Source organism: Brevibacillus sp. NRS-1366, assembly GCF_050467985.1.
The window spans coordinates 719,084-742,979 of the sequence record NZ_JBITPN010000022.1; the positions used below are offsets into that span (position 1 = coordinate 719,084).

Consider the following 23,896-nt stretch of genomic DNA (forward strand, 5'->3'; position numbering starts at 1 on the left):
ACCTGCATAATTTATTCCACACGGGACTACCATTCCCTTTTTTTCATCATGAATTTTTGTAAAAAAATGACCATCTTCCCATTTCTTCGTTCTAATCCTGTTGATTAATCCAACGGGATAGAACAATTCTCCTAATCACAGCCAGATTGTTGAACAGCCGCACACCAAAAGCAACGATTGCTGCTAAATAGAGGTCGATTCCCAAAAATGCCCCGATAAAAGCAAGACCGGCTGCGAAGAGCGTGTTGAAAAAGAATCCGGACATGAAAATCCGAACATTAAAGGTGCGCTCAAGGAATGAACGAATCCCTCCAAAAATCGTATCAAGTCCAGCCAAGAGGGCAATGGACAGATAGCTGCTATATTCCTGGGGCACACGCCAATCCAGCAAAAAGCCGACAGCGAGACCGACAATCAGTCCGATAAGCGGGAGCCACATGGTTACGAATCTCCTTTTTCTTTCACAGGTTTCATAAATTGAATAAGACGTGTTTCATTATTGGCGGAAATCGTCAGCTTGTCCCGTTTTTCGGCCAGCACTTTTTTGTTCGCGAGCTGAAAGTTTTCCTCCACGCCTTCCAGCTTCAATGCTGACAACAGAACTTCAGGTTCCCCCAATGCTTTTATTTCATACGGAGGTTTGATCGTTCTGGTATCAATCTGAATCACGTCCCCTACGTTGCGAATAGCGGAAGTCGAAATTAAACGGTGACCGTTAATCGAAACGGCCTGGGCTCCGTTGGCAAACAATATATTGACCAGCCAACGCAAATCCTCATCATCAATCGTATAATCGCCTACTACTGGTACTGGCATGTGTTCGTCTAGAATGTGCTCATCAGGCAGGTGGGCATCGACAACTTCCAAAACGACGCCCTCACCCTCTACTCCAACCATTCCCGCCATCCGACGATTTCGCGCTAATTCCTCTTTCATAACCGAGATGCTTTCGTCTTCACTGAGAGAGGTTTCGTACTGGTAGTACAGTTGATTGTACTTCGAGATGTCCGCGAGCAGATTTTTGTGTTTTTCCAGTTCTTTTTGAAGTGTTGTCCGAAGCTCCGCGATGCTCCTGGACTCTTTGTGCACAGGATGTAAACTGCTTCGCAATTGAACAGTCAACATCACACCTATGATAGCACTAATAATGGCAAGAATAAATGTGATTTTACGGCTTTTTTGTAACATAGGTAAACGCATCCTTTGATTAGGAGTGTTTGGTTTTGGCGTCACCGACAAAAGCAGGTAATTGGACCCGGTCCTTTTTGGCTACATCGATATGCACAAAGTCCTGCAAAGAGTGCAGAACGCCGCCTGGAAGGTTCAATGCACTCTCCATTGTACCAGAGTCTCCGATGGCAGTGACGACAAATGGGGCGGCTGACTTGATGCCATTGACGATAATCGTAGGACCTACGCACCGGATGGACGAATTGCTGACCAGTCTCTGACCGTTAATGCTGATTGCTTCAGCTCCTGCTGCACGCAGCTCATTGACAACCAAGCGCACGTCCTGCTCATGAACAATGTAGTTCGCGATATCCGCACTGTTTGCGGCATTTTGACTATCCTGCATGGTGATGATGATCCCTGGCCCTTCTACAGCGACCACACCCGAAAGCATCCTGGCAGCCTCCAGTTGGCCGAGCGTATCGGCTGCCTCTGACTTGCGCTCGGCCATCGCTTCTTCCACCTTGCCAACTTGACGCTGCAAGTCAATCAGTTGATTTTCCAGATGTCTGTTCTGCTCTTTTTCAGATAGGATCCGGTCATTCAACTGCGTTTCCTGCTGAAACAACTGGTCGTTGATTCGCTCTTTGCGCGTTAACTTGGTGGTTTCGATCGAGGTGGCCACCAGAAAGCCGGTACAAAACGTCACAACGGTTAAATAGAAATGAAATTTGCGGCGACGACTCATTGTCTGCTTTCCCCTTTTTTACTGCGGTTTTTGCGTTTGTTCTCCTGCGTTTTTCAGCGGAATCTCACCGCCCGACATGCCGTATGGAACAAACCAAGGTTGCTCAAACAATGAGAGCACCCCTTTTGAATTGGCAGGCAGCTCCTTTACAATCGCCGGGTACCAGTTCAACATCTTGTCCAGCTTGTAGATAACACTGCGCACCTCGTTCCCATCTCGCATGTACAAGGTGACACGCTGCTTGTCGTACACGGTGGGAGTCAATGAAATATCCGAAATCTCGCCTAATACTGCTGGTGACAGCTTTGACAATGACTTGGCGAGATTAGGCAGAAGGTCGGGTGAGGGCCATGAGCTGATCAGAGGCCTGTCCACAACCCGATTAGCAAAATTCACTTCCTTTAGAACGAACCCTGTTTCCAGCAGAGGATAACGCGTACCATCCTGACCATTCCAGAATGCGACTCGCTTAATCTCTGTTACGTGAAGCATAATCACTCCCGGAAACGACCGGCTAATGGTTACCTCTTTGATCCCTGCCAATGGCTTGAGACTCCTCTGAACGCTACTTTCCCATACGTTGAGAAACTGCATGTCCTTGGTCAAGCCCGATTGCTTAATAATTTGTTCTGCCGTATAGATATCGTTTCCGAACACTTGAATTTCTCGTACTTTGCTATAAGGAGAACGAATAAAAACAATAATGAGAACGGTTAGAAAAAATAGTAGGAGCAAAAAGACCAGTTTGCGGTTTCCCCTTCTTCTGGGGCGTTGCTGTTTGACTTGCGGAATTCGTTCTTCCAATACCGCCATGGCCGTACCCTTCCTCGTTCATACTAGGCTTAGCGCCCGCAAAGTAATGAAAAAAAGACAAGATCCAAAAGTTAATAAATGGATTTGATTGGAATATATGTCATTATACAAAACAGGGAAAGCGGCATAGCAGTATGCCGCTCATCTACCCTCGGTTATATCGACATCCGTGAAATATCGGCCCCAAGTTGACTTAATTGCTGCTCCAACCGTTCATATCCGCGGTCGATATGGTGGATCTGATTCACCGTAGTAGTCCCTTCTGCAGCAAGCCCAGCAAGCACTAAAGCTGCTCCTGCTCGAAGATCCGTCGCTTCCACGTTCGTAGCCGTTAATTTGTTAACACCCCGAATAATAGCGGAGCCCAGATCAACGTATATGGAGGCGCCCATTCGCGCCAATTCATTCACATGTTTGAATCTTCCTTCAAAAATAGTTTCTTTAATGACGCTCGTTCCCCTCGCCTGTGACAAAAACACCATCAACTGCGCCTGTAAATCGGTGGGAAACCCTGGGAACGGCGAGGTGATGATACGTTCGTAGGCACGTGGACGTGAGGTGCATTTGACTTCCATTATATCATGGCGGGTCTTGATTTCAACACCGCAGCTACGGGCAACCTCAATCAATGCAGTGAGATGTTCCGGAAGAGTGTTCGTCAATTCAACATGACCTTGCGAAATACCTACTGCGAGCACATAGGTTCCTGTCACAATTCTGTCCGGAATGATTCGATAGCTGACAGATCGCAGACGCGGAACTCCACTGATTTCTATCGTATCGGTTCCCGCACCGCGGATTCTAGCACCCATTGCATTCAAGAAGTTCTGCAGATCAATGATTTCCGGCTCTCTCGCAGCATTGCATATGCGGGTCGTACCTTTTGCCAAAACAGCCGCCATCATAATGTTTTCTGTTGCTCCCACGCTGGGGAAGGAAAGAAAGATATTGGTCCCGCGCAATTGTTTAGCTCGAAACGTAATGTAGCCTTCCGATTCTTCAATCTTGGCTCCGAGCGCAGTTAAGCCTGATAAATGCAAGTCAATTCTGCGCTCTCCGATGTCACACCCACCTGGCCTGGAAATGGTCACCTCACCCAGTCGTGCCAAAAGAGGTCCCGCCAAAAAAATAGAAGATCGCATTTGGCTCATCAAGTCATCTGGTACCAGCGGGACGGAGATAGACGACGTATCTAGATCGACACAGCTGTCCACATGTTTCGTTTTCGCTCCCAGCGACGTGAGGATTTCCAGCATCACTTTTATATCTTTCAGATGGGGAACGTCATAGATATAGAATTGCCCTTCCGCTAGCACAGCGGCAGCAAGTATGGGAAGAGCAGCGTTCTTAGCTCCTTGGATCCGAAGCGAACCGGACAGAGGTCTTCCGCCTTCGATCGCAAAAGTCTCCAAACTTTCACCTCCGTGTTACCCCTCGCCCACCACCAGGACTTCCGGGTGCAGGTCAACCCCGTATTTTTCGAGGATCGTGCTCCGTACATGATTGATCAAGGTGAGGACGTCGGTAGCCGTGGCTCCCCCACAATTCACGATGAAGTTAGAATGTTTTTCCGAAACCTGAGCTCCTCCCATACGATATCCTTTCAGTCCTGCCGCCTCAATCAGGCGTCCAGCATGGTCCCCAGGCGGATTGCGAAACACGCTGCCGGCACAAGGCATTTGCAGTGGCTGCGTCTGGCGCCGTCGATCTTTATTCGCAGCGAGCGTCGCCGCAATCTCCTTGCGATCTCCTACTCGCAACTGGAACCTTGCCTCTACCACGATTCCTTTACGCTTTTGCAACAGGGACGTCCGATAACTGAAGCTCAGCTCTTCGTTAGTCAACACCTTACATTCGCCGTTTTCGAAGAGGATCTCGGCTTCAATAAGAATACGTGAAAGATCAGATCCGTGTGCCCCAGCGTTCATATAGACGGCTCCACCTACTGTACCAGGAATTCCTCCTGCAAACTCCATGCCTGTTAAACCCATCTTGCCTGTCTCCACCGCCAGGCGGATCATGGAATATCCGGCACCCACACACACCTCTTCGCCCTTGAACTCACAGTGGCCAAGTCCCTCTGCCACTTTGAGCACGGCACCTCGTATCCCTCCGTCCCTCACCAGAAGGTTGGAACCGCGCCCGATTACATTCCAAGGAATTTCATGACGATGGAGAATTTGCAAGGCTTTTTGCAAGGATGCTTTATCCTTGGGCTGGATTAACAGATCAGCAGGACCCCCGATTCGCCATGTCGTATGATTGGCGAGAGGCTCATCGGTCCACACTTTTTCGATTCCAGCTTCCTTCAACTCATCTGCGATCTGTTTCATCTGTGAACCTCCTGATACAATTGCTAGGTCGGACCTAGGTCTTCTCACGTGTTTGCTCTATACTATGCGTTCGCCCAGATAGCGTGACAATCGCCCATCCGATCATTTCTTTCGAGCAATCGCCGTCAATTGATTGACGATCTCAGTGGCCGCGTGAGGCATTCCTAGAGAAAGAGAGCTCTCTTTCATCTGTTCCCATCGTTTTGGCTCTGTAAGCAGCTCGGACAATGGTATAAGTAGGCTCTCGTTAGTCAGATCCCGCTCTACTATGACATACGCCGCACCTGCCTTTTCCAGGCCGCGGGCATTCTTTTCTTGATGGTTATTCGTTACGTACGGCGATGGAATCAGAATGGAAGGCACTCCAAGCGCTGTGATTTCAGCGAGTGTGGAAGCTCCTGCCCGTCCGACAAGAACGTGGGTAGCCGCTAAAACGTCCGGCATATTGTGGACGAATGGAAGCACCGTAATGTTCGTGGAAATCTCACCCATCTGCGCAAGCTCGGCAGAGATTTTCTCATAATGCACGTCCCCCGTTACATAGACAAAATGTGTATCGGTAAAATCACCTAATTGTTTAACGATGGAAAGCACCGATTCATTGATTGCCCGCGCACCTCGGCTGCCCCCAAATAGTAAGACAATTTTCTTGTCCGCTTCCACGCCCAAAAAGCTACGACCCGCTTCTGCATTCCCGTGCATGACCTCTGTCGCACGCGGATTTCCGGTCAGCACCGTTTTGGACGAGGGGAAAAAGGCAAGTGACTCGGAAAAGGAAACCGCTACCTTTGTAACCGACCGTGACAAAAATTTGTTTGTCAGGCCCGGAACTACGTTTTGCTCATGAATCATCGTCGGGATTCCTAATTTAGCTGCTGCATAGACAACAGGACCACATACGTAGCCGCCTGTTCCTATGACCACATCTGGCCGGAACTCACGCAGCATTTTTTTGGAATCGGCTACCGCTTTTAAAAACTTCCACAGCGTCTTCACATTATCCAGGGTGAGCTTTCGCTTCAGACCACTGATCTCTACCGATTGAAACGGAATCTCGGTTCGCGGAACCAACTGTGCCTCTAAACCGTGTTTACTCCCAATATACAAAAAGGCAGCCTGCGGATGTTGGCGAGAAACTTCCCTCGCCACCGCAAGCGCCGGATAAATATGTCCACCTGTGCCACCGCCAGTAAGGACGACACGCATACAATCACACCTTCCATGAAGTAGAGGTATAGCTTTCTTATCTAGAAAAGCGGGAAATGTTCAATAGGACTCCGACGCCTGTGAGCATAAGCGTCAAAGATGAACCCCCGTAACTCAAAAATGGCAACGTAATCCCTGTGACAGGGAACATACCGGTCACCACCCCGATATTGATCACGACCTGAATCGCAATCATCCCGATAATTCCTAGCGCAAGCAAGCTGCCAAATAAATCCGGCGCCGTTATCGCAGTCCGCATCCCCCGCCAAAGCAGCAGTAGGAAGAGGAGCAAAATCAGCGTTCCACCGATAAAACCTAATTCCTCAGCCACGATGGAAAATATAAAATCATTATACGGCTCGGGAAGATACAGATGCTTTTGCCTGCTCTGGCCAAGCCCTAGCCCTAAGAGACCACCAGGTCCAATCGCATACAGGGATTGAATGATTTGATACCCTGTATTAAGCGGGTCTGACCACGGGTCGATGAAGGAGGTAATCCTTTTAATCCGGTAGGGCGCCGATAAAATCAATCCGATAAAACCAGCCACGCCTACCATTCCAAGACCAACGAAATGGCTCACCCTTGCACCCGAGGCAAAAATCATAATGATCGCCGTGCCCATCAATACGGTTCCCGTGCCTAAGTCTGGCTGCAGCATGATCAAGCCAAAGCAAACAGTAGGAATAGCCAAAGCAGGAACGAGGCCTTTTCGAAACAAGACCACCTGCTTTTGGTTGTCAGATAGCCAACGAGCTAAAAAGGCAACGACACCCAGCTTCGCAAATTCTCCCGGTTGAATCCCGAATGCGCCAAAGCCAAGCCAGCTTTTCGAACCGTTCACTTCAATCCCGATAATCAATACTAAAACCAACAGACCTAGACTCGCAATAAATCCTGGCTTTGCCCACTGTTTCCACACCCAATAGTCAATATTCATCGTGATGTACATAGATGTGATTCCGAGCAGGGCAAAGATTAATTGTCGTTTTGCAAAAAAATACGGGTCCAAAAAGGGTGGCTTTTGCGCGACAATCGCACTGGCGCTATACACCATCACAATGCCAATTCCCAATAAAAAAAGTGTTGCAAAAATAATTACGAAGTCGGGGGCAGAGCGTACCTTGCTCATTATGCTCGGTCATCCTTTCTCATGCCGTCCCGATCTGCTGTTTATTCATGAGGGCTGTGGGACGTTATGCTAGGCTTGTTTTAAGTCTATGCACGCCGTCCTTAAACATGCTCCCCCTAACCTCAAACGAAGGAAACATGTCCCAGCTCGCACACGCAGGGCTCAGCAGCACAACATCCCCCGCTTGTGCAATTTGCGAAGCGTAAAGAACGGCTTTGTCCACAGTATCGACATGGATTCGCTCATTAATCCCTGCTTCCTGTGCCCGTTCGAGCAAAATAGGTGCTGTCTGACCGATCGCGATTACGGCTTTGACTCTGCCCGCAATGATAGGCAGCAGCTCGCGAAAATCAACGCCCCGATCAAGACCGCCACAAATCCAGATGACTGGCTCTGTACACGCTTGTAGAGCTCGAGAAGCCGCTTCCGGATTCGTTGCCTTTGAATCATTGAAATAGTTGACCCCCTGAATCGTCGCCACAAACTCCATCCTGTGCTCTACTCCCGTGAAGGAAGTAAGAACCGTCGCAATGGATTGCTTGTCCGCACCTGCTAGCAAGGCTACGAGAATGGCTGCCAAAGCGTTGTCCAGATGCGGAACAGCAATATTCCTGACCGCTACGATTTCTTCCGTGTTTCCCTGTCCATCTGCAAACCAAATCACGCCATCTTTCACATATGCTCCCTGGGGGACTGGCTGAGTCTTGCTGAAGAAATACTTTCGTGCTGTCATTTCCTCGGAGTGCGCCATAATCTCAGCCTGATCGTAAGGCAGAATCGCTACGTCGTCCTGCGTTTGGTTTTCAAACATTTTCAGCTTGGCACTCAAATATTCTTCCATGCTGTGGTGATAGTCCAGATGGGCCGGGTACAGATTCAAAAGGACGCCGATATGCGGTCGAAACTCCTTTGTTCCCATCAATTGAAAACTGCTAAGCTCTGCTACCAGCCATTCATCAGCCTGCGTTGTCTCTGCTAATCCACACAACACTGTACCAATATTTCCTCCGACATGAGAGCTGATGTTGGCTTGTTTCAAAATAAGGCCGACCAGCGTTGTCGTAGTTGTCTTCCCATTGGAGCCCGTAATCCCAATAATCGGCGCCTTGGCTATCTGATAGGCAAGCTCCACTTCGGTAACCACGGGAATCCCAAGCTCAAGGGCACGAGCTACTGGTGGCGCTTCGTATGGAATTCCCGGATTTTTGACAACAAGCGACACCCCAGCATGAATGAGATCGTCCGGGTGCTGTCCACAGATCACGGTTATGCCTAGCTCTTCCAGCTCTTCTGCTCCAGACGCTTCTTCCCGTGGTTTTTTATCATTGACAACGACATGCGCGCCAAAGCGGTGTAACAGTTTTGCCACTGCTACACCGCTTTTCGCCATTCCTAACACGACAACTTGTTTATCTTGATAGCGAATCATTTGATTGTCACCACCTCGAGGTATACACCCAATCCAGCGAAAAACATCCCTACCAGCCAGAACGTCACAACTACTCGCCACTCGGACCAGCCTGTCAATTCAAAGTGGTGATGAAGAGGACTCATCCGAAAAATACGTTTTCCTCTTGTTTTAAACGATACGACTTGCATGATAACAGAAAGCGTCTCAACGACAAACACACCACCGATGATTGCTAACAGAAGTTCTGTTTTCGTCATGATCGCAATTCCTGCCAAAGCCCCTCCCAGCCCCAAAGAGCCTGTATCCCCCATAAACACACGTGCCGGGTGGGCATTGAAAACGAGAAATCCGAGTACAGCACCTACAACGGCTGCGCTGAAAATAGCGGTATCATAATCCTGTCCAAACCAGGCGATGATGGCGTATGCCCCAAAGGCAATCGCCCCTGTACCTGCCAACAGTCCATCCAATCCGTCTGTGATGTTGACCGCATTGGTTGTACCTACCAAAAGGAACAAGAGGAACGGGAAGTAGAAGTAGCCGAGCTCCAGCTTCCATGGCGTACCAGGCAAATGCAGGGATGTATCATGCCCCATCATCAGCAAGAGAATATAGGCGCCAATTGCCAAGACAATCTGACCGGCAAACTTTTGTTTGGCCGTTAACCCCAGATTGCGTTTTTTTCTGATTTTGATAAAGTCATCCAAAAATCCAATCAATCCGTATCCAAGCGTCACCAGTAACAGGAAGTAAATTTCCATTTTTGCATTGGCAAACTTTAATACGGTAAAAATGAGTGCCAAAAGAATGATTGTCCCCCCCATTGTAGGGGTACCTGCCTTCTTATAATGGGACTCGGGCCCTTCTTCCCGGATTGCCTGCCCAAATTTCAAGCGGCGAAGGAACGGGATAAATAGTGGACCGATGAGTACGGCGATGAGAAACGCGGCGACGATCGTGACGATGAGTACGTTGTCAGCGAACATGCCCGAACCTCCTTTCATTCGATGCTATTTTGTCGCATCTGTCTTTATTCTTGGTTGTACCGGGCGATCGCTTCCCGTGCTACCTCGCGATCGTCGAAGGGTAATACCTCTGATTTAATGATTTGATAGGTTTCGTGACCTTTTCCTGCAATCAGGATGACATCCTCTGCTTTCGCGAGCGATACAGCGTGATCAATTGCATCGCGCCTATCAACAACAGCTGTGTAGCGCTCTTGTGGCACATCGTCCAGTCCAGCAAGCATATCGTCGATGATTGCCTGAGGCTGCTCAGAGCGAGGATTATCAGATGTTAAGACGGTCAGATCTGCATACTTTGTTCCAATCTGCGCCATAATTGGGCGCTTCGTCCGGTCACGATCTCCTCCGCAGCCCACTACGCAGAAAATTCGTCCCTTGGCAAATTCCTTTACGGTCATCAAGGCGTTTTCCAGGCTGTCGGGGGTATGTGAATAGTCGACTAAGACCGCGAAAGGCTGGCCCGCTTCTACGGCTTCAAATCGTCCGTTCACTCCAGCAACTGCTTCGAGACTCGCTTTAATCTCTTCTAGCTTGACTCCCTCTGCCAGTGTAACCGCCATCGCTGCCAATGCGTTATACACATTGAACTTACCCATCAATCTAAGGTTCAAGCGAATGCTCCCTGCAAAGGTCTCGGCCGTAAAGGAAGTCCCTCTGCTGGTGATTTCGATGTTTGTGGCGTGCACGTCTGCCGGATGGTCAATTCCATAGGTGATGACCCGGGCAGGTGTGACAGTCGCATACAGCTTCGAGGCTTCATCATCTGCATTCAACACAGCCGTCTTCAGCCGGTCTGGATCGTAGCTATTGCCCAGCTGCGAAAAGAGCAGTGATTTTGCGTAGCGGTAGTTTTCCATCGTTTTGTGATAATCCAGGTGGTCCTGAGTCAAGTTGGTGAATACTGCCGTATGTATATCGCAGCCCCGTACTCGTCCCAGCTCCAGTGCGTGAGAAGACACCTCAATGATTGCGTAGTCTGTGTTTACATCGCACATGCGACGAAAGCTTTTCTGCAGATCTACAGCGTCCGGGGTCGTATTTTTGACTTCTTCTGTGACATCACCAATCCGCATATGAATCGTTCCGATCAATCCCGTCTGTTTGCGCTGGTCACGCAAAATCTTGTCGATCAGATGTGTGGTGGTCGTCTTTCCATTGGTTCCAGTTACACCAATCACTTTTAATTCACGCGTGGGAGATCCGAAAATACGATCAGCCAGCATGGCCATTGCCCGCCGGGTATCCGGTACTCTGACAATAGTCGCTGGCACGTCCAGATCTTTTTCGGATAGAACTGCAACGGCCCCGTTGTTAACCGCTTGGGCCGCAAACGAATGTCCATCCACGGTGTAGCCAGTCAGACAAACAAACAAGAAGCCGGGTTTAACCTGGCGCGAGTCTGCTGTCAAACCAGTAATCTCCATGCTGTCATCCCCCGTAACCGAAACAGGCAACAGAGGCATGAGCAGATCCCGTAGAAACATGAAACAGGCACCCCATTCTCCAACTAGTATAGACAAAAATTTGCCGATTTGTACAAGCACAAAGGCAGAGCGTCCGTAGACAAGCCTACTTCCCTCCGCCTTCGAAATCTCATTTTATAGCTAATTGTTCAATTTGTCACCAAGGAAGATGCGAATTTTTCCACCCTCTGCGATTTTTACCCCGGGTGCAGGCGATTGGGTAATGACGTATTTGCCTTTGCCAGAAACAACTAAGGGCAGCGTCTCGTAGGTGGTTACCACATCTTGCATCGTTTGACCTACCATGTTTGGCACCTCAATGGGGCTCTTTTCACCCAGAGCCTTGTTAAGCTCCTTGGAAATGCCGTCCTTGCGCTTAGGGACGTCCATATGCTGCAGAGAAGACTCCATAATACTTTTCACACTCGGTGCAGCGATCAATCCCCCAAAAGCCAAGGCTTTCGGATTGTCCACAGCGAAATAGACCAGGATTTGCGGATCGTCCGCCGGGGCAAAACCAATGAACGATACAATATATTCACCATCCATGTACCGTCCATTTTTTACTTTTTGTGCGGTACCTGTTTTGCCTCCTACCCGATACCCCTCGATATAGGCCTTATTTCCTGTGCCTCTGGCCACTACACTTTCCAATGCATACCGTACTTTTGCAGACGTCTCTTCAGTAATCACTTGACGGACTTCCGTTGGAACCGTCATGCCAACAACGTCGTGGGTGATGCTGTCCCGCCACTCCTTTGCCACATATGGCTTCATCAGCTTACCACCATTGATTACTGCAGCGACCGCTGCCATCTGCTGGATTGGAGTGACCGAGACACCTTGACCAAATGAGGTCGTTCCCAATTCTACCGGGCCCACACGTTTGAGATTAAACAACAAGCCATTCTCTTCACCGATCAAATCGATGCCTGTCTTTTGTCCAAAACCAAATTTCTTGATGTATTCAAACAAACGCTCTTTCTGAAGACGCTGTCCCATGGTCACAAACCCCGGGTTGCACGAGTTCTCTACTACTTCCAGCATGGTTTCCTGACCGTGCCCCTGCCGTTTCCAGCAGCGGAGCCTCTTGCCTGCTACATTAATAAACCCGGGATCGTAAAAGCCTTCATTCAACGTGATCACGCTCTCGTTGAGTGCAGCAGCCAGTGTCACAATCTTGAACGTAGAACCAGGCTCATACGTTTTCCAGATCGGCAAATTGCGGTTGTACACCTCTACCGGATAGTTCCTGTATTGATCCGGTTGAAACGTAGGACGACTCCCCATCCCTAAAATCTCACCTGTCTTCGGATTCATGGCGATAGCAAGTACATCGTCAGGTTGATAGGCAACGACTGCTTGATCCAGTTCTCTTTCAATGAACGACTGGATCGTAGAATCGAGAGTCAGATACATGTCCATACCATTAATGGGTGCTACATAATCTTCAGAGCCCCCTGGCATGACCCGGCCTTTTGCATCTGAGGGAAAGGAGATGTGTCCTTCTGTCCCTTTTAAGAATGGATCATAGATCTTCTCCAATCCAGTCAGCCCCTGATTATCAATTCCTGTGAAGCCGAGAATGTGCGCAGCCATGGTCCCTTTCGGGTAAAACCTTTGTGTATCCCCAGCTAGGTAGATTCCTGGCATATTCAGCTCTTGTATCTTTCTGGCCTTTTCTACAGAAATTTTTCTTCCACCAGGAATTTTATCAAAGCTCATTGCTTTTTTAGTGATCGCTTTGTATACGTCCTCTTCTTTTTGCTCCAGGATCACGGATAGTTGTTTGGCTGTTTCCTTTGGATCTTTGATTTGTGCGGGTACGGCCACAATTGTTGGAACGCTCTTATTGGAGACGAGTTCATTGCCATTTCGATCGAGAATGCGGCCCCGATTCGGCATAAAATCAATTTCACGGTTCAACAGGTCGTCGGCCATTTGAGATAATTCTGGCCCCTCTACTAATTGCACATACCCAAGGCGGGTAATAAGCGCTGAATACAGGACAATACCAATGATCAGAACCACGAAAATACGACGGCGTACAGTTGCATTGGATACCCGCAAAGCGAGTCCCCCCTCGAATAGGTTGTCTCTTTCTACCTTATTCGTCGGGGGGACGTGTTAGAACTATGGGCTTGGGCTTGTTTGGCTTGTTTGACCTGTTTGGTTGCTGCTTACGGGAGGAGGCGTACTTTGTTGTACTGCCTGTCCTCCTTCTGTGCCTTGTGCTGGGGGATTGGCAGGAGGGATAGTACCTCCTGTGCCTGCCGGAGGTGGGGTTTTGTTTCCTGGTGGCGTAGTGCCCGGTGGTACAGCCCCTTCCTGTGCCCCTGTCTGATTCGGCGCTACTGGTACTGGCGGCTCTGACTCAGACTGCAAGGTCACCTGCAGCTTCTCCGTACCCTGGAGAACCGTTCCTGGCGGGATGCTTTGCTGGGTGACAAACCCGGTTCCCGTCGCCTGCACTATCAGGTCTAACAGGGAACTGAATTCCATCACATCACGCAGCGATTTACCCTTGAAGTCAGGCATTTTCGCGCCTTTGATCCGGTCCGTTACCAAGATAATTTGTTTTCCTTGGACTACTTTCTCATAGGCTGCTGGATACTGCTCGACAATTTTGGTACCTGTGCCCATCACTGTGACGGTCAGCTTGTCCTGTTTGGCACGCAGCGTAGCAGCGGTCGTGGACATGCCTTCAAATTTGGGCAGCGTCAGCTCTGTCAGCGGCTGTGCAGCCAGAACGGCTTGTTCTTTTTTGCCGGTTTTTTTGGTAGCTTCCTTTGACGCTTTAACTGCCTCCAGATCAGGCTGTTGCTGCAAGTATTTCAGGCTTCTTTCCATAATTGTCTGGAATGTCGGAGCGATCGCCGCTCGCCCCCATATGCCGTAATATTCGTTGGTATCCGGGTCGTCAATCACAACATAGACCAAAAGCCGCGGATTGTCCTTTGGCGCAAAGCCGATGAAAGATCCGATGTAATGTCCATCCATAATTTTCCCAGTATTTGGGTCGTACTTTTGTGCTGTACCCGTTTTCCCCGCAACGTGATAACCTTCGATGTAATAACTTTGACCCGTTCCATGTGGGGCCGTAACGACTGTTTCCAAAATGTCCCGTGTCTGTTTAGCGGTCGCTTCGCTTACTACACGTCTGACCACTTCGCGGCCGCTTCGCTTTACGACAGCACCGGTGTGCGGATCTCGCAATTCCTTAACAATATGCGGCTTCAACAATTCTCCGCCGTTCGCGATCGCTCCTACAGCTGCGATCTGCTGAATAGCGGTTACCGTTACCCCTTGTCCGAATGTAGTTGCCGCCCAGTCCCGCGGAGACTGCGGCTTTTCCAGGTTAATCAAATTCCCCTTTTTTTCATAAGGCAATTCAATTCCGGTAAGCGAGCCCATACCGAACTTTTTAAAGTAATCTCTGAGCTTTTCGAGCTTCAAACGTTCATAACCCAATTTGACAAACATAACGTTACTGGAGCGTTGTACCCCTTCTAAAAAGCTGATTCGTCCCCAACCATTCCCATTGTTGTGGTCGCGGATTGGAATTTGCCCTTTGATTGTGTATTTACCTGAATCATAGGTTTCTTGCGGATTAAACAAACCTTCTTCGATCGAGGCTGCCAACGTAATGATTTTGAACGTAGAGCCTGGCTCGAACATGGTTGTTACTGCATGATTCGTATAATTCGTGATCCCTTGGTAGTACGTATTCGGATTAAATTGGGATCTGTTTCCCATTGCCAGGATCTCGCCTGTTTGCGGATCTGATACCACCACGGTCATCCCTTTTGGATTGTACTGCTGTACCACCTTGTCCATAGCCTGTTCCACATAATCCTGTATTTGACGGTCGATAGTAAGGTAGACATCGTAGCCATCTTTGGCGGGTACGTATTGCCCTTCTCCGTCTGGCAGTTGATAGCCGGCGCCGTCCTTTTGAAACTGCATTTGCCCCTTTTCCCCGCTTAGCTCCTTGTTCAGTTGCAGCTCGATCCCCATCTTCGGCTCATCATATAGATCGAGATATCCGATTACGTGAGAAGCAAAGCTGTTATTGGGATAAAAGCGGCGTGAGGTTTCGTCCAAAAAGATCCCGGGTAGTTGATTCTTTTCAACTTTCTCGCCGCTTGGCAGCTTGGGATACTGAAGCGCTAAAATCCGTTCCTTCTGTTCTTCGGTAATTTTTTGTCCGTAGCGACCAAATTGCACCACTTTAGATTGTTTCGTTAAAATCTTGAGCAAATCCGGCACAGGAGCATTCAAAATTGGAGCAAGACTCGTTGCCGTGAAGTACGGATCGCGGACGACATCTGTATCCTTCTCATCTCGCGGCAAAAGCCTCGCATTTACGATATACCCTTTTCCCTCGTAAGCCAGATAATCACCGTTGCGATCCATGATCAACCCGCGCTTTGGTATCAGTGTTCGTTCGCGATCCCACTGCCCCTGCGCATGCTCCATGATCCTAGCGGCATCCACTGTCTGAATCCAATAAATTCGAAAGGTTAGACCGGTAAAGATCAAGATGGTACATAGGGCAACCATCAATATCCGTAAGTTGATGCGTCGTTTCGTTTCCATCAGTCATTCACTCCATAACCTCTATAATCGCCGCTTGATTCCGGCAATAACAGCCAAAGACCTGCACCGAAAGAAAACCACTATCGAAGCCTCTCCAAGAGGACGTAAGAAAAAATGTTACCGCACACTTCGGCAGTAACATTAAGGTTGTTTGGTTTGTGTTTGTTGTGTGGATGACGTCTTAGGGAGCGAACTTGCCTGTACTTTTCCCTGGTCAATCGTATGTACCACATTGGCATTATAAGTCATGCCTTGGCGCTCTGCTTCTTGGAGAATACGATTTCCGTTACTCAACTGTTCGATTTGAAGCTTCAATGTCGTATTTCTCTCTGTAACGATACGGTTCTCTTTTTTTGTACTCTGGATTTCATAGTTGTATTGTGAAATTTGCGAGTAGCGGACGCCCACCAACCCCAGCCCAATTACCGTCAGGGAAATAAACAAGAGATACAGCAGCTTTTCCCCTGTCGGAATGGTTGGCTTGATTCGGATCGTTCGCTTTGTTGTTTTCGTTACGGAGCGCGACTGTTGTTCTAACTCCACAGCCAGGTTTCCGCGGTAGTAGTAGCTCATCGCTTTTTCTCCTTTTCTGCGTTGCTCTTTTTGATCCTACAGCTTTTCCGCTACCCGAAGCTTAGCAGAACGCGCACGCGGGTTAGCTTCCAATTCTTCCTCAGAAGGCAGAATCGGCTTACGAGTAATTACTTTGACGGTTGCTTCGTTACCGCAAGTACAAATAGGAAAAGCAGGCGGGCATGTGCAGCCTTTTGACAACTCCTGATAGACCTGCTTGCAAATCCTGTCTTCTAATGAATGGAAAGTAATGACGCTCACTCTGCCTGCTGGATTCAGCACATCAATCGCATCGACAACCGCCTCTTTAAAAGCATCCAGCTCATCATTTACTGCAATGCGGATCGCCTGGAACGTGCGCTTCGCCGGATGAGGTCCAGTGCGACGAGCTGCAGCCGGAATCCCTTCCTTAATCAAATCCACGAGTTCACCAGTCGTTTGAATCGGTTGCTTTTTACGCTGCTGGACGATTTGCCGGGCAATTCGCCGGGAAAATTTCTCTTCGCCATATAACCAGATAATTTTCGCAATCTCTTCTTCGTCCCATTCGTTGATGATGTCATAGGCAGACAGCGGGGCCTGCTGGTCCATTCGCATGTCAAGCGGCGCGTCCGCATTATAGCTAAAGCCACGCTCCCCCTCGTCCAGTTGCGGCGAGGAGACACCCAAGTCAAACAGGATTCCGTCTACACCTGCAAGGCCCAAATCACGAATCACGTCCTTGAGATGACGAAAATTACTTTTTACCAGCGCCACTCTATCCATATAGGAAGACAATCTCTCACGGGCATTGTCCAGCGCCCAGTCATCCTGATCAATGGCAATCAAACGACCGCCTTCTGTCAGGTGCGAAGCGATCAAGCTGCTGTGTCCTGCACCACCCAACGTGCAATCTACATAGATGCCACCAGGGCGGATGTTTAGCCCAGCTACAGCTTCTTCCCGCAATACAGTTACATGATGAAACGACAAGATCGTCACTCCCGTTCTTCTTGCTGCTACAAATTAAAATCCACAAGTTTTTCTGCAATCTCCCCGAACGAGCCTTCGGATTGGGCGAAGTAATCTTCCCAACGTTCCTTGCTCCATACCTCTACTCGGTTCGATACGCCAATAATGACGCATTCCTTTTGCATGCCAGCGTGATCACGCAGATTAGGCGGTATATTTACCCTTCCCTGCTTGTCCCACTCACATTCGGTTGCACCGGAAAAGAAAAAGCGTGTAAAAGCACGTGCATCTGCTTTGGTAAAAGGAAGAGTCTTCAGTTTTTCCTCTAATTGTTTCCACTCTTCCATCGGATAAGCAAACAAGCATTGGTCCAGTCCGCGGGTAATGACAAAGGAAGCTCCCAAGCCTTCACGGAATTTGGCAGGGATGGTCAGGCGGCCTTTTTCGTCGATGCTATGCTGGAATTCCCCCATGAACACGCCCAGTTCCCCCACTTTCCTACCGCAGGGCTCCACTTTCCCCCACTTTTCCCCACTTGATTGCTTATAGCTATTATAAAAAAAAATCCTGCATTTGTAAGCAGGATTTTTTCGCATATTTTTTTGCCGGGAAAAGACGGGTTTCGCAGGCCTATTCGACCCAGCTATCCAAGTATGATTTTTGCTCGTCAGTCAATTTGTCGATTCCCATTTTCAGGGCTTCTAATTTGTATTGAGCAACCATAGCATCCAGCTCGTACGGAACGTTCAGGACGCTTTTTCCGATGTTTTTGTACTGCTCATTCACATAAGCCAAGGAAACTGCTTGCAGAGCAAACGTCATATCCATGATTTCTGCCGGATGACCGTCACCTGCTGCCAGGTTAACCAGACGGCCTTCTGCTAAGAGGTATACTTTTCGACCGTCAGCCATGACAAATTCTTCGATATCTTTACGCACAATCCGCGTAGAAGTCGACAATGCATTTAGTTCTACTTTGTTTACTTCGACATCAAAGTGACCAGCGTTGGACAAAATTGCGCCATCTTTCATCACTTCGAAGTGTTCTTTGCGAATCACGTCACGGTTACCTGTAACAGTAACGAAGTAATCTCCGTGCTTAGCTGCTTCAAGCATCGGCATTACTTCAAATCCATCCATGTACGCTTCTACCGCTTTGATTGCGTCGATTTCGGTTACGATGACTTTCGCACCGAGACCTTTAGCACGCATAGCCACTCCTTTACCGCACCAACCATAGCCAGCTACGACAACCGTTTTACCTGCAACAACGAGGTTGGTTGTACGGTTGATGCCATCCCAAACGGATTGACCTGTACCATAGCGGTTGTCAAACAAGTATTTGCAGAAGGCATCGTTTACTGCAACCATCGGGAATTCCAGCTTGCCTTCTTTTTCCAATGCTTTCAGACGCAGGATACCTGTCGTCGTTTCTTCTGCACCACCGCGTACTTGGGACAAGAGATCGCGGCGCTCGCTGTGCAGGATCGTTACCAAGTCTCCACCGTCATCAATGATCAGGTCAGGACGAGTTTCGAGTGTTTTAATCATATGCTCTTTGTATTCTGCTGGATCTGGATTGTATTTCGCAAATACGCGAATACCGTCTTCAACCAATGCAGCGCAAATATCATCTTGCGTCGAGAGAGGGTTGGAACCCGTAATGGTTACTTCAGCCCCGCCTGCTTGCACTACTTTTGCCAGATACGCAGTTTTTGCTTCCAAGTGCAAGGAGATCGCCACTTTCAAACCAGCAAAAGGCTGCTCTTTTTCAAAGCGCTCGCGAATGCGGTTGAGAACTGGCATGTGCTCTTTTACCCAGTCAATCTTCAGATGGCCGTTGTGTGCCAAGGACATGTCTTTTACAATGCTTTCGGAAATGGTGTTCATGTATGGATGGACCTCCTTCATCTCAAAAACAATCTAATCTATCATATCATACGCAAGTTGCGCCATCATCTGTTTTTCCTGTTACCGACATATTCTGCCCGTACAAAAAGTGTTTAGCCAAAAGCACGCTTTTCTTTCGAGCCGACCGGGGCCGGCACGACGTCCGTTGTCAATATTTCCAAAAAGCGCAGGAGTGCCTGGGGCATCCACTTCTTTTTATGGTATACCAATTGACGATACACCCGGACGTCAGGATGTGAAAAAGGCAGTATGGCTAGTGTGCCTTTTTTCGCTTCTTCCGCCACGGCAATATACGGAACAAGCGCAATCCCTAAATCATATGCAACACACTGCTTGATGGCTTCCAAACTGCCGAACTCAAAAGAGGAAACGATCGTCGCTCCCGCATCACGCAGCACTGCTTCCATGATCGAGCGATAGCTGCAGCCCGATTCTGTAAAAATCCAGTTTTCACCTGAAAAATCGTACGCCTCAATCTTGTCTTTTTTAGCAAGTGGATGTGTGGGAGCGCATATGACCACCAGCTTTTGCTCCCCTAAATTGATCGTGGTCAGCTCGGGATGATCCTGGAGCCAATCGAGAACAAAAGCAAAATCGTATCTCCCATCCTTTACCCCTTGTCTCAGATCATGACAAATACCCGGGTGCAGGGATATGCGCATACGCGGCTGTTCTTGGCGAAATTTTTGCAAATAAGGCGGGAGATAAAAGGCAGCAAGCGATTCGACTGTTCCGATGCTCAGTGTCCCAGCCAAATGAGCCTGCTCCGAAAGGTTTGCTTTGGTTTCTTCTAAAATCGCCAGGAGCTGTTCACTGTATGCCAAAAGCACCTCTCCGGCTTGAGTCAGCCTGATTTTTCTCCCCCATCGCTCGAATAGGGTCACACCAAATTCCGTCTCCAGATTTTGAATTTGCGTCGTTACACTAGATTGTGCATAGCCTAATATTTCAGCAGCGCGAGTAAAGCTGTGCCACTTGGCAACTTCCCGAAAGGTCTGTAAATAACGGGTATCCACGCTTCTTCCCTCCTTCCATCGAAAAAACCGATTTGATTTATCTAATATTATAGATATCTCCGATGATTAAGTCTATGCTACACTACCCCTACAAAGTCATTGAAAAGGATCATAAACGCTAAAAGAGAGGGATTATCGTGAGTAAATCTTCTGCACACACACCCGGTCTTGTCAAGACATTGGGATTGCCGCAAATCGTCGCGCTGTACATTGGAGCAGTTATTGGTTCAGGAGTATTGCTCATTCCAGGACTGGCTGCTGAAAAAGCAGGTCCTGCGTCCATTCTTGCCTGGCTAGTCATGTCCATACTCGTTCTGCCGATGGCGATTACAATGGGACTGCTTTCCGCTCGTTATCCAAGCTCTGGAGGGGTGTCCACGTTCGTCAGGATGGCCTACGGAGATCGGTTCGGAAATATCGTGGGCTGGTTTTTCCTCCTTTCTGTTCCCATCGGCGCTCCGATCCTCAGTGTTACTGGCGCTAATTATTTGGCCGTCCTGCTACACTGGGGAGATTTGCAGATTTATGCCGCCTCAGGTCTGATCCTTCTTGCCGTACTACTTATGAATGTTTTCGGCATGCATGTAGCTGCCCGGGTTCAGACGATTGTTGTTTCATTGATCATTTCCATCTTGATCTTAGCCGTCGTTGCTTCCTTGCCGCATGCTTCCCTCACCCATTTTACTCCGTTTGCTCCAAATGGATGGCTGAGTGTCGTTTCCGCGGCTGGTCTGCTTTTTTGGTGCTTCATTGGTTGGGAAGCGGTGACTCATTTGTCTGAGGAGTTCGTCGATCCGGGGAAAAACGCCGTTCGCGGTGTACTGTGGAGTGCTGGGATTGTCGCCCTGCTCTATCTTGCGGTCGCATTCATGACGGTTGCTACGCAGAGCTATGGCGAAGGAATTTCTGCTGCATCGCTGAGTATTATGGTCCAGCTCTCGCTAGGTCCTGCTGGCGGGTGGATCGTAGCAGTCACAGCCTTGTTTATCTGTATCGCCACTGCCAATGCGTATGTCGGTGCTGCTTCGCGGATTGCCTATTCGCTCGCAAAAGAGAGGATCGCCCCACGCTGGTTCGGAATCTTGCATGCGAAATACCGGACTCCCATCGGTGGACTGCTTTTTCTCTCCCTCACGTTTGTAGTCGTCCTGGGTGTATTATATTTCGGCATCATGGACCTCTCTAGGCTAATCGAGCTGCCCAATGCCACCTTCTTCGCTACTTACATCGGCGGCTGTCTGGCGGGTGTACGCCTATTGCATGATAACCGCTGGGGACAAATTGCTTCCTGGACCTCTCTCATCTTTACGGTAGGACTTTATCCCTTCCTAGGATGGTCTGCACTTTATCCGGTCGTAATTGCATTGATTTTACTTTTCTGGCAAAAGCGTAAAAAAAGGATCACCTCGTAAACGATTGTAAAAAGGGCAGGTTTGCTGGAATTTTTCTCAGCGGCCTGTCCTTTTTCCTGTTTCCCAAACACTTTCCTGGCTAATTAATATTGGCAACCAGTCATTCGTCTGCTAGAATGGACACATTCCCAATCATCGGATGTTTGGAGGTATACAGATGTCATTACAAAAAACAGTCCGTTCCTCCTTGGTCAAACAAGTAGTGGAACAGTTGGTTCAACGTATTGAAGCGCTCTCTTGGCCGGTAGGTGAGCGAATTCCACCGGAGCCTGAGCTGGCCGAACAGCTTGGAGTCAGCCGCAATACTCTTCGCGAAGCCGTGCAAGCCTTGATTCATACCGGCATGCTGGAAGCTCGCCAAGGAGACGGTACATATGTCCGTTCTTCCAGTGAATTTGGTGCAGCCATGCAGCGTCGGTTGCAGCGCTCCACTGTCTTGGAAATTTTGGAGGTACGGCATGGACTGGAACGCGAAATGGCCAGACTCGCCGCTTTGCGCAGGACAGACGAAGATCTTGAGGTCATTCGCCAAAAGCTGTCTCGGTCGCAAAGCTTGCGTCATGACGCTGAAGCTTATACGTTAGCTGATGTCGAGTTGCATATGGCGATAGCCGCCGCCACCTATAACGGTATGATGATTGATTTATACAAAAACATGACTGAATCTCTGCATCTCTCCATCAGCGACACCCAGGACCTCGGTGACATGATGATGGACACACAGTCCAAGCATCATACCAACTTAGTGGAAGCAATCTCTATGAAAGACCCAGAAGCCGCTGAAGAAGCAGCAAGCATCCTGATTCAGGCCAGCAAGACAGCTCTTCTGAAGCTGATCAAGGAAGGAAGTATCCATGTATGAGTAATCCAGCTTTGGCAGAAGCGAAACCAAAGGCCCAGCCAGCCATCCCTAACCCTATGCTGATCATTGCCGGGATCATCCTGATTACATTTACGATGCGCTCCCCTATTACATCCGTTGGACCTTTGGTCGGATCTATACGCACTGATCTCGGGCTGTCCAATGGAATGTCAGGGATGTTAACTACCGTACCTTTGCTGGCTTTTGCTTTACTTTCTCCCTTGGCACCTAGCATTGGGCATCGACTGGGTACAGAACGGACGTTACTTGCAGGACTTCTTACTGTACTGCTTGGAATCATCCTGCGTTCTTCTGGTTTCATTTTTACCCTATTCGTTGGAACTGCTTTTATTGGGGCAGGAATCGCGATTTGTAACGTGCTCCTCCCTGGACTCGTCAAGCAACGCTTTCCTCAAAAAGCGGGACTACTGACAAGTGTCTACACAACGACCATGTCCATGTGCGCCGCCATCGCCTCAGGGGTCAGTATCCCACTCGAAAAAGGCGCGAATCTCGGCTGGCAAGGTTCTCTCGCTTTTTGGGCAATTGTTGTCGTCATCGCCATTTCCGTCTGGCTCCCCCAGCTTCGGAGTACCGGCAAGTCTATAGCTTCGGCGACTCAAAAGAGCACTCCGAAAAAAGGACTGTGGCGTTCAGCACTTGCTTGGCAGGTCACTTTGTTCATGGGTCTGCAATCGTTCCTCTTTTACTGCACGATTGCCTGGTTGCCTGCCATTTTGCAGCAGCACGGAATTAGTCAGACAAACTCCGGCTGGCTGTTATCTCTTGTCCAGGCCATCAGCTTGCCAGCCAGCTTTCTCGCTCCTGTCCTTGCCTCTCGTTTTCGTGATCAGAGACTGATGACAGTGGTGATTGGCCTCTTTTCCCTGCTAGGCTGCGCCGGTTTACTGGTAGACGGCAACATGTTTCTCCTGATCATTTGCCTTGTTTTGCTCGGTTTAGCTCAAGGCGCGAGTATTAGCCTTGCCCTTACCTTCATCGTCATTCGGACTGAAAACGTGCGTGAAGCAGCTGAACTTTCCGGAATGTCTCAATCTGTCGGCTATTTGCTAGCGGCGTTTGGCCCCATTTTCATCGGCTTTGTGTTTGACTTGACACACTCCTGGTCTGTACCGCTCGTCTCATTAATCATCGTCAGTCTGTTGCTCATTTTTGCCGGGCTTGGCGCAGGGCGTAATCAGACTGTTTAATTTCATCTGTTTTCGATCGTAAAACAAAAAGGCGCGCTCATCGGCACGCCTTTTGTTTTT

General features: G+C 49.0%; 21 protein-coding genes. 3 read left to right on the plus strand and 18 right to left on the minus strand.

Annotated features, from left to right (window positions below):
- Positions 1-91: 91 nt before the first annotated feature.
- The 18 genes from ACIFQN_RS20255 to ACIFQN_RS20340 form a co-directional block, all read right to left on the minus strand.
- On the minus strand, positions 92-439 hold the full coding sequence (locus tag ACIFQN_RS20255; protein ID WP_429834816.1) for a small basic family protein: 348 nt from the start codon (positions 437-439) through the stop codon (positions 92-94).
- A 2-nt stretch (positions 440-441) separates the two neighbouring features.
- Positions 442-1,188, minus strand: a complete 747-nt coding sequence (locus ACIFQN_RS20260) for a DUF881 domain-containing protein (protein WP_429834817.1) — start codon at positions 1,186-1,188, stop codon at positions 442-444.
- Between the two features lie 19 nt (positions 1,189-1,207).
- Positions 1,208-1,918, minus strand: coding sequence for a DUF881 domain-containing protein (locus tag ACIFQN_RS20265; protein WP_429834818.1), 711 nt, complete (start codon positions 1,916-1,918; stop codon positions 1,208-1,210).
- 18 nt (positions 1,919-1,936) lie between these two features.
- A complete protein-coding gene (locus ACIFQN_RS20270; protein WP_429834819.1) occupies positions 1,937-2,731 on the minus strand; it encodes a cell division protein FtsQ/DivIB in 795 nt (264 codons plus the stop codon).
- A 155-nt stretch (positions 2,732-2,886) separates the two neighbouring features.
- The gene (gene murA / locus ACIFQN_RS20275) at positions 2,887-4,143 is read right to left on the minus strand and encodes a UDP-N-acetylglucosamine 1-carboxyvinyltransferase (protein WP_429834820.1); all 1,257 of its coding nucleotides are present in this window, start codon (positions 4,141-4,143) and stop codon (positions 2,887-2,889) included.
- Between the two features lie 15 nt (positions 4,144-4,158).
- Entirely contained in the window at positions 4,159-5,064 is a 906-nt protein-coding gene (gene murB, locus ACIFQN_RS20280) for a UDP-N-acetylmuramate dehydrogenase (RefSeq protein WP_429834821.1), read from the minus strand.
- A gap of 102 nt (positions 5,065-5,166) precedes the next feature.
- A complete protein-coding gene (gene murG, locus ACIFQN_RS20285) occupies positions 5,167-6,270 on the minus strand; it encodes an undecaprenyldiphospho-muramoylpentapeptide beta-N-acetylglucosaminyltransferase (protein ID WP_429834822.1) in 1,104 nt (367 codons plus the stop codon).
- 37 nt (positions 6,271-6,307) lie between these two features.
- Positions 6,308-7,402, minus strand: coding sequence for a stage V sporulation protein E (gene spoVE, locus ACIFQN_RS20290; RefSeq protein ID WP_429834823.1), 1,095 nt, complete (start codon positions 7,400-7,402; stop codon positions 6,308-6,310).
- Between the two features lie 64 nt (positions 7,403-7,466).
- A complete protein-coding gene (murD, locus tag ACIFQN_RS20295; RefSeq protein WP_429834824.1) occupies positions 7,467-8,831 on the minus strand; it encodes a UDP-N-acetylmuramoyl-L-alanine--D-glutamate ligase in 1,365 nt (454 codons plus the stop codon).
- Complete coding sequence (mraY, locus tag ACIFQN_RS20300; RefSeq protein ID WP_429834825.1) at positions 8,828-9,799, minus strand: phospho-N-acetylmuramoyl-pentapeptide-transferase; 972 nt, start codon at positions 9,797-9,799, stop codon at positions 8,828-8,830. The genes murD and mraY overlap by 4 nt, the downstream gene beginning before the upstream one ends.
- Positions 9,800-9,843: 44 nt before the next feature.
- A complete protein-coding gene (locus tag ACIFQN_RS20305) occupies positions 9,844-11,322 on the minus strand; it encodes a UDP-N-acetylmuramoyl-L-alanyl-D-glutamate--2,6-diaminopimelate ligase (RefSeq protein ID WP_429834826.1) in 1,479 nt (492 codons plus the stop codon).
- Between the two features lie 120 nt (positions 11,323-11,442).
- A complete protein-coding gene (locus ACIFQN_RS20310; protein WP_429834827.1) occupies positions 11,443-13,371 on the minus strand; it encodes a stage V sporulation protein D in 1,929 nt (642 codons plus the stop codon).
- A gap of 63 nt (positions 13,372-13,434) precedes the next feature.
- Positions 13,435-15,900: a penicillin-binding transpeptidase domain-containing protein gene (locus tag ACIFQN_RS20315; protein WP_429834828.1), complete on the minus strand. Its 2,466-nt coding sequence runs from the start codon at positions 15,898-15,900 to the stop codon at positions 13,435-13,437.
- Between the two features lie 141 nt (positions 15,901-16,041).
- Entirely contained in the window at positions 16,042-16,473 is a 432-nt protein-coding gene (ftsL2, locus tag ACIFQN_RS20320; protein ID WP_429834829.1) for a cell division protein FtsL, read from the minus strand.
- Positions 16,474-16,509: 36 nt separating this feature from the next.
- On the minus strand, positions 16,510-17,454 hold the full coding sequence (gene rsmH / locus ACIFQN_RS20325; protein WP_429834830.1) for a 16S rRNA (cytosine(1402)-N(4))-methyltransferase RsmH: 945 nt from the start codon (positions 17,452-17,454) through the stop codon (positions 16,510-16,512).
- 17 nt (positions 17,455-17,471) lie between these two features.
- Positions 17,472-17,903, minus strand: coding sequence for a division/cell wall cluster transcriptional repressor MraZ (mraZ, locus tag ACIFQN_RS20330; RefSeq protein ID WP_049739062.1), 432 nt, complete (start codon positions 17,901-17,903; stop codon positions 17,472-17,474).
- A gap of 151 nt (positions 17,904-18,054) precedes the next feature.
- Positions 18,055-19,314 (minus strand): adenosylhomocysteinase, encoded by a 1,260-nt coding sequence (locus ACIFQN_RS20335; protein ID WP_429834831.1) that lies wholly within the window; start codon positions 19,312-19,314, stop codon positions 18,055-18,057.
- Between the two features lie 113 nt (positions 19,315-19,427).
- Entirely contained in the window at positions 19,428-20,351 is a 924-nt protein-coding gene (locus ACIFQN_RS20340) for a LysR family transcriptional regulator (RefSeq protein WP_429834832.1), read from the minus strand.
- A gap of 134 nt (positions 20,352-20,485) precedes the next feature.
- Here ACIFQN_RS20340 and ACIFQN_RS20345 point away from each other — a divergent pair, with 134 nt between their 5' ends.
- From ACIFQN_RS20345 to ACIFQN_RS20355, 3 genes are all read left to right on the plus strand, one after another.
- Positions 20,486-21,763, plus strand: coding sequence for an APC family permease (locus tag ACIFQN_RS20345; RefSeq protein ID WP_429834928.1), 1,278 nt, complete (start codon positions 20,486-20,488; stop codon positions 21,761-21,763).
- A gap of 157 nt (positions 21,764-21,920) precedes the next feature.
- Positions 21,921-22,625, plus strand: coding sequence for a FadR/GntR family transcriptional regulator (locus ACIFQN_RS20350; RefSeq protein ID WP_429834833.1), 705 nt, complete (start codon positions 21,921-21,923; stop codon positions 22,623-22,625).
- Complete coding sequence (locus ACIFQN_RS20355; RefSeq protein WP_429834834.1) at positions 22,622-23,836, plus strand: CynX/NimT family MFS transporter; 1,215 nt, start codon at positions 22,622-22,624, stop codon at positions 23,834-23,836. Before ACIFQN_RS20350 ends, ACIFQN_RS20355 begins: the two co-directional genes overlap by 4 nt.
- The last annotated feature ends 60 nt before the right edge of the window (positions 23,837-23,896 follow it).